Source organism: Psychrobacter sp. L7 (genome assembly GCF_002810365.1).
GTDB lineage: Bacteria > Pseudomonadota > Gammaproteobacteria > Pseudomonadales > Moraxellaceae > Psychrobacter > Psychrobacter celer.
The window spans coordinates 1-8,913 of sequence record NZ_NEXR01000013.1 but is presented as its reverse complement, the minus strand read 5'-3'; the positions used below and the strand labels follow the sequence as shown (position 1 = coordinate 8,913).

Annotated in this window: 8 protein-coding genes; all 8 read right to left on the bottom strand. The window is 42.4% G+C overall.

Annotated features, from left to right (window positions below; all coding sequences use genetic code 11):
• On the bottom strand, nucleotides 1-192 hold a 192-nt coding region (locus CAP50_RS12775), incomplete at its 3' end, for a hypothetical protein (RefSeq protein WP_206747243.1).
• A 101-nt stretch (nucleotides 193-293) separates the two neighbouring features.
• Nucleotides 294-701, bottom strand: a complete 408-nt coding sequence (locus CAP50_RS12390) for a hypothetical protein (protein WP_100750126.1) — start codon at nucleotides 699-701, stop codon at nucleotides 294-296.
• Nucleotides 701-1,903, bottom strand: coding sequence for a DUF6708 domain-containing protein (locus CAP50_RS12385; RefSeq protein WP_100750125.1), 1,203 nt, complete (start codon nucleotides 1,901-1,903; stop codon nucleotides 701-703). Before CAP50_RS12385 ends, CAP50_RS12390 begins: the two co-directional genes overlap by 1 nt.
• 2 nt (nucleotides 1,904-1,905) lie before the next feature.
• The gene (locus CAP50_RS12380) at nucleotides 1,906-2,562 is read right to left on the bottom strand and encodes a hypothetical protein (protein WP_100750124.1); all 657 of its coding nucleotides are present in this window, start codon (nucleotides 2,560-2,562) and stop codon (nucleotides 1,906-1,908) included.
• Nucleotides 2,550-3,761, bottom strand: a complete 1,212-nt coding sequence (locus CAP50_RS12375; RefSeq protein ID WP_100750123.1) for a DUF6708 domain-containing protein — start codon at nucleotides 3,759-3,761, stop codon at nucleotides 2,550-2,552. Before CAP50_RS12375 ends, CAP50_RS12380 begins: the two co-directional genes overlap by 13 nt.
• Nucleotides 3,762-6,395: a T6SS effector BTH_I2691 family protein gene (locus tag CAP50_RS12370; protein ID WP_100750122.1), complete on the bottom strand. Its 2,634-nt coding sequence runs from the start codon at nucleotides 6,393-6,395 to the stop codon at nucleotides 3,762-3,764. It abuts the gene before it with no gap.
• A gap of 22 nt (nucleotides 6,396-6,417) precedes the next feature.
• On the bottom strand, nucleotides 6,418-7,338 hold the full coding sequence (locus tag CAP50_RS12365) for a hypothetical protein (protein WP_100750121.1): 921 nt from the start codon (nucleotides 7,336-7,338) through the stop codon (nucleotides 6,418-6,420).
• Between the two features lie 54 nt (nucleotides 7,339-7,392).
• On the bottom strand, nucleotides 7,393-8,913 hold a 1,521-nt coding region (locus tag CAP50_RS12360), incomplete at its 5' end, for a DUF2345 domain-containing protein (RefSeq protein ID WP_153045448.1).

Below are 8,913 nucleotides of genomic sequence, written 5' to 3'. Positions count from 1 at the left end.
TGTATTGGGCTGCAAGGTTATCGGGTCAAAGGGCGCATGTCCAAGCCAGTCCGCTGGTATGTGGTTGTTGATACTGTGGTGAATGGAGACTAGGCTTATTGGTTCAGTGACATAAGGATTGCCTGCAATGTCGTGGACGCTGGGTAGACTCAAGTGACGGATATTGCCTGTAAGACTACCTATATTAGCCAATTGCACTTTGCTTTTCTGATAGCGAGTCGAAAGTTTGTCCAGTCCGTCGTCGTTTAGATAGCTATGGCTGACTTCCTATTATTGAAAGCATTATAAACTATCTATGCAATCACCAACATCACATACAATATAGACCCAATAAACCACGTCGCATTCACAGCAATACCTGAATACCATTTCCGCTTAACGGTTTGATTTTGGTTTGCAAAAGCCGCTTGGCGCTCTGCTGTGACAGGTAAGATATTATATGGGTTGTTTGTTCCATCCCACATGAGCCGACGCTGAACTTCAGGATGCAAGGCAGGATTAGCGCTTGATTGATAGATATTACCTTCGGCAAGGTCTAAAAAGCTAACTGTACAGGCTCGCAACCATCCCATAACTGTCACTTCATGGCGTAGTCCTGTTAAGCCCTTATTTTTCTTCTCTTGGGCAATATCGGCACAGGCGAGTAGCGATGTGCTGATATCTGTTGGACACGCGTGGGCGTGAGGTAGCCAATGATTCATTAGAACAACCACCCCAAACTAACCACATACCAGAGCTTATCGACCATGCTCGGATAGTCACCATGTGGTCTTGCAGCACCCATCATATCTATAAGAAAAGCGCCTACGAATAGCATAGCAATAGTAGCAATGGCAATTCCTACGCTATAAGCCACCGTTTTCCAAATAGGCTGCTTACGCTGCTCCATATTGCCTTCAGGCAAATGCTTATTTAGATCATAAGGGTCATTAGGATCGATCTGACATTCCGCTTCAATAGCTTTGCTAAAGCGATGCTGATAACTGGTCAGCATGGAGATCACACGGCCGATATAACGTAGTACCAACATAGGTAAGGTAATTAGTTGTACAGGATGTATTCTAAAAGTCCGCTCAGGATATTCTATATTCTCATGATCATAATGGACTTCATTAAGTATCAAACGCTTAAACGACATCAGGGGTGTTTCACGTTTTTTATGAATAGGATAAATATAGCGTATGGCTTCTTTGACTTCTTTTAGCTGCTCATCGTTACCTTCCATATAACGACGGATAAACTCAAAATAACTGATTAAGCTCTGATCTATGACATTGTTTTGAAAGGCAAGCGCAAACATGCCTGTCACAGTTTTGCCATCTTTATCAAAGGTTACCGCTCTAATGTCTCTGTCTTCATTGATATAAGCAATAAAAAAGGTTAAGTCATCCCAGTTATACACTTCTACTTTACGGTTATATTGACGGACATAGACCTTACGCGTTTTACGGTTAAAGCGAATTGGGTAATGCCATGTGGTAAACAGCTCGGTTGAAAGCGCATTGATTAATGGAACAAAAAATAAGAGCATAGACAAGGCGAGAATAATACCAACACTCAGAAATAAGATATCAAAATCTGTTGTGAACCTTATAATCATATACAGGATGCCATTACTAATGGACACTCCAACAAACCCTAAACACAGTCCCCATCCTACCGCATCACCGCGCCTTCTTTCATTGCGTCCAGTGGTTTCTAGATACGTTGAATTAAACTGCACCACCGTTTGTTGTGGGTGCAATGGCACCTCATAGGTTTTATCTTTTTCCAGCGGTACTCTTTTATAAATACCTTTTACATCATCAAGTTTTTGCCCGACGGCTTGATATCCCGGGGTCAAAAATGGCGGTTTCTTGGTTAATCGAAACCGCCCTTCCATGTCTACAAGATATGCACTCATTTTTAGTTGTCCTTAATGTCAATTTCTATGCCTTCAGAAGCTTTTTCTAGCTGTGCCTTCTCAAAGTCTAATGACCACCCATTAGAGTCTATCCCCCAAGTACCATACTTGACCCATTTTTCCAGTGGTGTTTTTTGAAACCACATGATAGCCAAACCAGCGACAATCGATACCCCTAAAATGACCCATCCTGCTACTGGTACCCACGAACCACTAACGCCAAATACGAGTAAGCCAGTTGAGATAAGGCCTGAGCCAGCAGACGTGAAATATAGTGTTCCCATTACGACATCATCATTAGCATAATTCTCCTGGGCTGCTTGATAATCATAATAAGCAAAGACAGCTGCCCCTCCGATATTGAGTGCTCTAGACCCAAACTTTAAACCTGAGTAAGCGACTTCAGTACCTTCTACCATTTTAGTCAACTTTAGTTTTCTATAAGGACTATTAGTTGGCACTGCCCCATAGAGCTCCCTTCTTAAACCAACGACGTCAGCTCTATGCTGTACCACACCTCCAGCAAGAATTGCGATACTTGCACCAAATTTATGTAGTGGTTCTTTAATGTCATTATCAGAAGAGGCGATAAGGCCTTTAAATAAGCTTAATAGGGTGACGCCGATAAAGCTTACAAACTCCTCTTCTAAAACAACCAATTAAAGCTAAACAAATACCATAATCTACCAAAGAAGTCTGGATGATGCCCACGAATGCTACCAATCATGTCGACGAAGAAGGCAAAGGCAAACAGCATAACAATACCGAATAAAATAAGTGCGACGCTAACGACTAACTTTTTCCAAATGGGCTGGTTGGCCTCTTCAATATTCCCTTCGGGTAAGTGTTTATTTAAGTCGTGCGGGTCATTCGTGTCAATCTGACTCTCTGCCTCAATCTCAGGACTAAATTTAGGGGTAATACTGGTGTTGATAGAGAGTAGACGTCCTAGATAGCGTAGCCATAGTTGTATGATGACTGCTAAATGTGTCCAATGCAGTCTTAATGCCTGCTTTGGATATTCCATATTTTCATCTGAATCAAGAGCGGCTAGTGTAGCTCGCTGAAAGGATACTAATGGTGTTTCTCTTTTTTTATGCACGGGATGAATATAGCGAATAGCATTCTTGACTTCTATAAGTTGCTCATCATCGCCTTCCATATAGCGGCGCACAAGTTCAAAATGTTGTTTCAGTTGTGTTCCACCTAGTATTTCTTTAGCTGTTAAATCACTGACAAAGGGCAAGCTAAACATACCAGTAATGGTCATACCATCGTCAGCAAGGGTGATACCGCGAACATCACCACCGTCTTTATAAGTGGTTGCCATATAAAACTTTAACTCGTCCCAGTCAAAGACTTCGACTTTACGATTGGCTTGACGGACATAGACTTTACGTGTTTTACGGTTAAAACGAATCGGTAGGTAGGTATAGGTAAACAGTTCGGTTGAGAGTAGAGCTAGTAAATAAATAGCCATTAATATCAGTAAGACTGTGATAACTCCAACATAGGCAATGGCATAGGTATTACCTTTACTGATATCTAATAAAACACTGGCAGTCGTGTAATATATTCCAATACTAATGATAGTCAAAAAGAATATACTGCCAAACGTAACGTCTCCACGTATTCTATCTTGACGTCCTGTTAATTCCATATAGGTTGAGTTAAACTGTACCACTGTACGCTGTGGATAGAGCGGTACGTCGTAACCTTGTTTTTTATCTAGCCACTTAAAATCTTTGAGTTCCTGAACTCGTCCGCCAAGACCCATACCGAAGGTTTTGTCTAGTTTTTGATTAACTTCTCTATAAGTAAATTTTGCAAAAGGATTTCTACCGTTGATATCTATCATTTAGTTATCCTCGAGGTCAATATCTTCACCAGCCACCGCTCGGTCAAATTGTTCTAGCGTATGCTCAAATGACCAGTTATTGCTATTAATTCCCCAAATACCATGTTTGAGCCAATTCTCCATACCTGTTTTTTTCCAATAGCCAATAAATAAGGTGACGCTGATAAAACCAACGAGTAAGACAATTCCAATGCCCGTTACCGCAGTACTAGCACTTAAAGCAAGAAATAATGTTGACCCCATTCCTGTTATAGCTGAACCATAGTAAGCATATTGCATGACGCTATTGTCATTACGTCCAGCTTCATTTCCTGAATTAAAGTCAAACCCTGCAAATATCGCCGCACCGCCAAGACTTAGACCTCTTGCAACTATAGATAATCGACTAGCTTGACGAGTAGCATCAGACAATTTTTTAGCATTTACAGATTGACCAGCACCTTTTGCTAATTCAAGCTCACTTGCCAATAGCTTGCTGGCATTACCGCGCAGCTCTAAACTACCGCCTAACAACACCATCAATCCTGCGGCTGCCTTACTGCCTTCTACTAGTCTATCCTCTTGAGTTTTTGCTTGAAAAAATGCACTGACTAAAAAGACGCATGCCACAGTTTGTAGCATTGCACCGAAGTAGTGAGTTCTGACCGCTAGTTCTATTCTTCGATTGGTAATATCTGCAAAACGTTTGTAATCCTTATAACTTTGGTCATATAGTCCAGAGGTCATATTAACTGACTGATCAATTACCTGTCTCAACGTGTTTTTGTCAGAATAGACTTTACTACTATTCTGATAGACATTCATTCCTGCTCTGAGTTGATTTTTATCTATATAGTAGATGAAGTTTTGACTAATGGTTTTATTGAGTCTGGCAGACTCCCCTGAAGTCTTGAGTGCTTGATCGACACTTTCACGTATTTTAGTAGGTAAACTTCCATCTCCTGCGATGTGCATAATACCGTTTATTAGCGCTTTTCTTGCATCAGCATAGCTTCCTTGTCCTTTGACTATAATCAGGGCTTTTTCATGATGATAACCAAATAGGTACTCTTTCTGGGAAAGCATGAGTCCAGATAAAGTTTGACCTGTTCGATAGTTATTCATAAACGGTACGGCAAGCTGTTCGGCTAACCCAATAGTGATTCCTACTTGATCAGCAATAGCATCATATCTACCAAATATAGCAGCCGAACCTGTATATAACAGTCCCGACCATGAATTGGTTGCAATCTCACTTGTGGTAAATCCTGCCGTGATGGCTGGAAGCCCTTCAATGTGATTGAGGACTTGATCTTGATTAAATGCTAAAGCGCGTGCTAGATAGTTGTCATCATCGCTTGCTGCTTTTTGGGATAAGTGTAAATCGTATAACTCAGTCAACATAGGCATAGTAGCGGTTGAACCTAAGAACTGCTGAACGGTGAGTGTGTAATAAACGCAGCTTGTTTCATCATTCTTGTCAAAGCAGTTAGTCATAATATTTTTAAGTCTTTCCCCTTCGAATACTACATAGTAGTAACTAGATAGCTTTAGTAGCACCTCATAAAGCTCATCTTGACGCTGTTTAGATATTGCTTCAAAATTTGCAAGCCAACTATTCATTTCGCTTTCACGAATCAAATTACTGTAGCTTGACCATGCTGATTGTCGTTGTCGCTCAAAATATCTCGACGCGCCCTCTTGACGTCTTTGTTCTTCTGCTTGCTGTTCCGCTTCGCTTGGACCATCCCCCTCCCATCTAGGCATAGGTTGCATCAGTTTAGTATGTTCATTAACTCTATCTATGTGACGCTGGGCATCAGCTTTCGCTTTCTCGTCAATACTATTTCTTAAAGTACTAATTAGAGTCGCTACTGTATAATTGTGTACTTCAATTTCTGATGGCCGATACGCAAGTTGTGCTTGTATCATAAACTCGTTTAAATCAATGAGCTTTCCAATTTCGTCATTAAAATAAACGTTCAATACACGATTTCCACTATTTTCTATTTTTGATAGCTCTATTTTGAGTTTATCTTTTTCGTTTGATTTATCTAGATCATAAGGTTTTTTAGTAAACGGATTGACATAACCAAGGTATTCGATAGGAAAGTGTTGAAAGTCTTCTTTTTTACCGTCTCCTTCAGGATCGTACTCCCATAATTCGTATTTGCCAGCATTTTGTGAATCAACACCTAGAGATGTTTCACTTTTTGACTGGGTAGCAGATACAGGTACTTCGATCATATTATTAGTTTTAGCACCATCAGTGTTATTCTGATGTTTCTCAATGACTGCTTTTGTCCATTTAACAGGGCTATAAGCGACCCATAATGTGTCGATATCTTTGTTTGGATTGGGAATACGGATAAAGCTGTTTAATGCCGTACAGTTATCGCCTCTATGACAAGTATAATCAACGATAGGCAAACCAGGAGTCTTTTCTACATTTTTCACATCGAATTGTTTTAGATAGCGGTTTTGTGTGACGACATAGCCATACCACTCTCTATTATTATCAATAATATAAACATAGCCTTCACGAAGTAATCTACCATAAATTTCAACGTTATCTTCAAACGTGCAACCCCAACGCGTAAGTAACAACGTAATCCCTTCAGCCAAACACTGCTCACACCTATTATGCTCTGCCATAACCTAATTCCCTATTTCTCAATTATCTAATGTCAGTCACTAAATTTGATTGTTCATAGCACTCATATAACCATCTGTTCATCATTGTCATACGATCCACAGTATTGGTGAGATGCGTCGCTGTTATTAGTTGCGTATTCGCTTTGTGAAGCCAGCCAAGCAGTGTACCGTAGTAATTGAGTATCAGATCGCTACCCTCAATGCCTTTTTTGGCAAAGAAGCGATTAAGTATACTGATATTATCCAATTGGGCTTGGCTTAGGGGACAGTATCTTGGTAGACGCTGCGCTGCACTGACTTGATTGGGCTTATAGTGATGAATATTGTTTAAGCTATGCCAACTGCCATTTACTGGCAACCAAAGTCGCTTGGGGTAGCCATAGCGATTGGCGATATAGTGGTGCTGTTTCAGCGGTAACAGGTGAATCAGTACCTGCGCATCTAAGTAGCGAAAATGCTTTTTTTGACAACCTTTTTGAATGATTTGGTTCAATCCTAGTGAACTAGCGATTTGCTTAGCATCTTGTTTAGAGTTATCTACATCAGTTGTATTAACTATTAGCTGCTGCCATTCAGGATCATCTGGTAGATACTCCTTTGCACTGATTCTTGTTTTTCGCGCTCTTATATTGGGTGCGGTATAATCCAGTAATGTGAGTATGCCGTGATGACGAGATAGAAGCTCACACTGCTGCAAATGTAGCTCTAGGATATTACTAATATCTGAGCTTAGCGTGATCATGACTGGACTATCAATCATATGGTAGCGCAGCAGCTCTTGATCTAATGAATACACAGCGTCAGGGAAGGCAGTGCTAATCTCTGCGATCAATTCTGTCTGGCTATGATGAACAAGGATGACATCAAAGGTGCTAAGCACCCTAAAGTCAAGCGTTTGCGTCTGTAAGCTTAAGCCCAATGGTTTTTTCAGTTGGATATTCACTATGCTGTCATGCTTTTATATCTGCGTGTAATATTTGAGTGAAAGTCATTTTTATTATAAGTCGGTACTAGCAGCATGATTGTCCTCAGCCTGCTCTGACAACTTTTCACAAGCTTCAAACTGCATCTGCTTCATCACTAAGTTTTTAGCTTCTCCACCCCCACTGCCCCAAACCACCTTACTCGCCTTATATCCCACCTGAGCAGGCGTAATAAACGTCACATTGCCCCCTGATAGCTCAATACCGCTCCCTGCTGCTTTTAGGGTGAGCGTATCAGGGGCGATGATCTCAATATTATCTCGGCTATGAATGCGTAGGACTTGCTCGCTATCGAGGCGCATCTCACTTTGATGCGCTTGTATGGTCACATCGCCATGGGCGGCGGTATGGGTTTGCGCTTTGTTTGAGTAATAGTGAATGTCGCCTGCGACTAATTGGTTCATCTGCGTTTGGCTATGATAGTGAGTACTACCTGTCGCATGACTGTGCGTGCTCTTCGTGCTGGTATGCTGACTGTGTTGTCCACTTAATAGGGCTAGATGACGCTGGGAGTCGATGAGTACATGCGGTTGTTGCCATTGTCCTGATTCGTTTAAGTTGTTGCCGTTGGTGTCTTGGCTGAATTCGGCAAAGGGGGTTTGACTGTCTGCTTTATTGCCGCTTTGCTTGTTACTCGCATTGCCTTCTAGTCCAACTGGCTGATGGATGTCAGCTAGCTGCGCGTAAGCTTGTTGATGCTGATCAGCGGTTTGCAGTTTGCTATGACTGTCATGGCTCATATGCTGCTTTGATTGACTGCCTGATGTTTGACTGCTGATATGAATACCTGTACTCCCTTGCACATTGGCGGCGGCCTCAGTCTCTATACTGATGCCCTGTCCACGTGCTTGACCACGAGTATGGTCGCTATGTTGGTATAGGTGACCGAGGGTGAGACTCGACTGGTAGCTGCTGCTATACAGGTTGATTTGTGGACTGTCAGGATGAGCGTCAAACATGAGCTGGTTGTAGCCGTTGATAGCGTGGTCTTTAGTCGCTTCTCCGGTGCGACTGCTATCAATGCTTTGGGTTTTGATGCCGTCGATGGGATACGCATGGCTTTGGTTGATAAACCAAACGGGGCTGGTGGCGTCGATGAAGTCTGTGTCACTGGCGATGCGGTTGTGCTGGGCGTCGTCGTTACCCTGTCCGTTATGGGTGCTGCCGATGATGATGGGATGGGTGATGTCGCCGCCAATAAAGTCAATGAGGACGTGCTGTCCGTGACGCAAAGACTGGGTGTGTCCCATGTGATCGCCGACGAGGTGGCTGGCGATGGGTATCCAGTGGCTGCTGTCGTCGCTACTATCTTCACTTTGCCAGTGGTAACGGATATGAGCGCGGTGGTTGCGGTCAGTGTCTACGGCGCTGCCACTGGCGGTATCAACGATACTGGCACTCATGAGTCCTGTGAGACTGGGATGCGGTGCGCCAAGTTTGTCCAGCTGTTCACCAAAGGGGATATGGTGATGATGCGGAAATGGCAGATAGCAGGCGCTGATATGGTGGATGTTGTCATTATCATGTGCATGGTT

Coding starts and splice junctions, on each gene's coding strand:
- CAP50_RS12370 (WP_100750122.1), bottom strand. CDS start 6,395: ATGGCAGAGCATAATAGGTGTGAGCAGTGTTTGGCTGAAGGGATTACG.
- CAP50_RS12375 (WP_100750123.1), bottom strand. CDS start 3,761: ATGATAGATATCAACGGTAGAAATCCTTTTGCAAAATTTACTTATAGA.
- CAP50_RS12390 (WP_100750126.1), bottom strand. CDS start 701: ATGAATCATTGGCTACCTCACGCCCACGCGTGTCCAACAGATATCAGC.
- CAP50_RS12385 (WP_100750125.1), bottom strand. CDS start 1,903: ATGAGTGCATATCTTGTAGACATGGAAGGGCGGTTTCGATTAACCAAG.